The sequence below is a fragment of the Selenomonas sp. CM52 genome (assembly GCF_000292955.1).
Taxonomy (GTDB): domain Bacteria; phylum Bacillota; class Negativicutes; order Selenomonadales; family Selenomonadaceae; genus Selenomonas.
The window spans coordinates 1-2,222 of the sequence record NZ_ALNM01000004.1 but is presented as its reverse complement, the minus strand read 5'-3'; the positions used below and the strand labels follow the sequence as shown (position 1 = coordinate 2,222).

The 2,222-nt window shown below is 53.3% G+C and carries 3 protein-coding genes; all 3 read left to right on the top strand.

What is annotated here, in order from left to right:
• Positions 1-549: HNH endonuclease (locus HMPREF1153_RS12180; RefSeq protein WP_071530746.1), on the top strand; the 549-nt coding region annotated here is incomplete at its 5' end.
• A 22-nt stretch (positions 550-571) separates the two neighbouring features.
• Positions 572-1,837: a site-specific DNA-methyltransferase gene (locus HMPREF1153_RS00865; RefSeq protein WP_009645033.1), complete on the top strand. Its 1,266-nt coding sequence runs from the start codon at positions 572-574 to the stop codon at positions 1,835-1,837.
• Positions 1,834-2,222, top strand: a 389-nt coding sequence (locus HMPREF1153_RS00860; protein WP_037369365.1) for an N-acetylmuramoyl-L-alanine amidase family protein, incomplete at its 3' end; no start/stop codon positions are given. The genes HMPREF1153_RS00865 and HMPREF1153_RS00860, both read left to right, overlap by 4 nt.

Below are 2,222 nucleotides of genomic sequence, written 5' to 3'. Positions count from 1 at the left end.
GGTGATAAATTTCTCATCGACGCTGAAGATGTGGATGTCGTGTCGAGATATTGGTGGTATAAAAAAGCGGACAGCGATTATGTTATTGCGGATATTAAAGCGCATGGAAAGCTGATAAAACGATTGCGATTGCATCGTCTGCTTTTGGGTGTTGAGGATGACATTTTCGTGGTAGACCACATAAACCGCAATCCGCTGGATTGCCGCAATAGCAATCTGCGTGTAGCGACGCAGCATCAGAATTGTATCAACAAGGGAATTCGCTCATCCAATACGCTTGGCTACATTGGCGTAAAAAAGCGCAAAAATGGAATGTATGAAGCCAATATTACGCTTGACGGGCAGCAAATAATACTCGGGAAATCACATGATGCAGTCACCTGCGCCCAAATGTACAATGTTGGCGCACAATGCCTATTCAGGCAGTTTGCCGGACAGCTGAATTGCGTTCCTGAACCGCCTTTATGGATCGAATTTCAAGTTTGGAAAAAATGTCGTCCTTACACAGATTTAGCGAATCGAATAACCAATTCGCAGGTTTGTTCATAAGTTATTGCAGGAGGTGTAAATCTTGGACAAAACAACATCTGAAATGAAGCTCGTACCCATCGACAAGCTCGTGCCTTATGCCAACAATGCCCGGACGCACTCGCCGGAGCAGATCAACAAGCTGCGCGGCAGTCTGCGCGAGTTCGGCTTCATCAATCTCGTCATCATCGACAAGGACTACGGCATCCTCGCAGGGCATGGGCGTGTCGCCGCCGCTAAGGCGGAGGGCATGGAAAGCGTGCCGTGCGTCTTTGCCGAACATCTGACTGAAGCACAGAAGAAAGCATACATCCTCGCGGACAACCGTTTCGCACTTGACGCAGGGTGGGATGAGGAAATGCTGCGCGTCGAGATGGAAGCCTTGCAGGGCATGGACTTCGATGTATCTCTCACGGGTTTCGACGAAGCCGAGATTGCCGATTTGCTCTCAACGGACGACGAAGCGCAGGAGGACGATTTTGATGTGGATGCGGAACTGCAGAAACCGTGTGTCGCTCAAGCGGGCGACCTTTGGCATCTCGGAAAGCATCGCGTCCTCTGCGGAGATTCCACTCTGCCGGAGACATATGAGCGTCTGCTCGGCGGCGAGAAAGTCAATCTCGTCTGCACGGACCCGCCGTACATGATCCGTCTCGAAAGCACGTCGGGGAAAATCAAGAACGACGACCTTTCCGACAAGGATGCCTACGAATTTCTCAAGAGTGCCTTCACGGCGTTCCACTCCGCGATGGCGACGGACGCTTCCATCTATGTATTCTACGCAACGGCAAAAGCCCGCACCTTTCATGACGCTTATGAAGATGCGGGCTTTAAAGTTGGCGCGGGACTCGTGTGGAAGAAAGACCGCCTCGTGCTCACGCGCACGGACTGGAAGTACATCCACGAACCCATCATCTGGGGCTGGCGCAAGGACGGCAAGCACAAGTGGTACGGCGACCAGAAGCAGACGACCGTCTTTTCCTTCGACCGCATCAAGGACTCGAAGAAAGACGGCTGCGGTCATCCGTCCTCGAAACCTGTGCCGCTTCTGGCGTATCTCATCAGGCAGTGCACGCAGACGAATGGCATCGTTCTCGATGGCTTCTTAGGCTCGGCATCGACGCTCATCGCCTGTGAGCAGTTGGGGCGCATTTGCTATGGCGTGGAGCTTGAGCCGAAGTTCGTGGACGTGGCGGTGGAAAGATACATCCGGAGCAAAGACGGAGCGACGGAAGATGTGTATTTGGAGCGAGATGGAGAGCGCATTCCGTATGTGAATGTATCGAAATCAAAGGAGGCAGCACAATGAAAGTTTTTCTAAACGCAGGACACGCCCCTAGCGGCAATCCCGACCCAGGAGCGTGCGGATTTGGACTCCGAGAGTGCGATGTGGCAAAGAATGTCGCAGATTTGGTGGTAGGCTATCTCACTGCCGCAGGCGTAGAGGTCGTGGGAAATCTCCAGTCGGACAGTTTGGAGGAAGTCGTCGATGCCTCCAACGAGAGCGAAGCCGACCTTTTCATCTCCATCCACTGCAATGCCTGCAACGGGAATGCGCGAGGCACGGAAGTCTGGTATTACCACCGAAGCGCATACGGAGAAATGCTTGCCGATTGCATTCGCCATCAGATCGTCGATGTGCTCGGCACGGCAGATCGCGGCAGCAAGGGCGCGAAGCCCGGCGTCAACGGCTT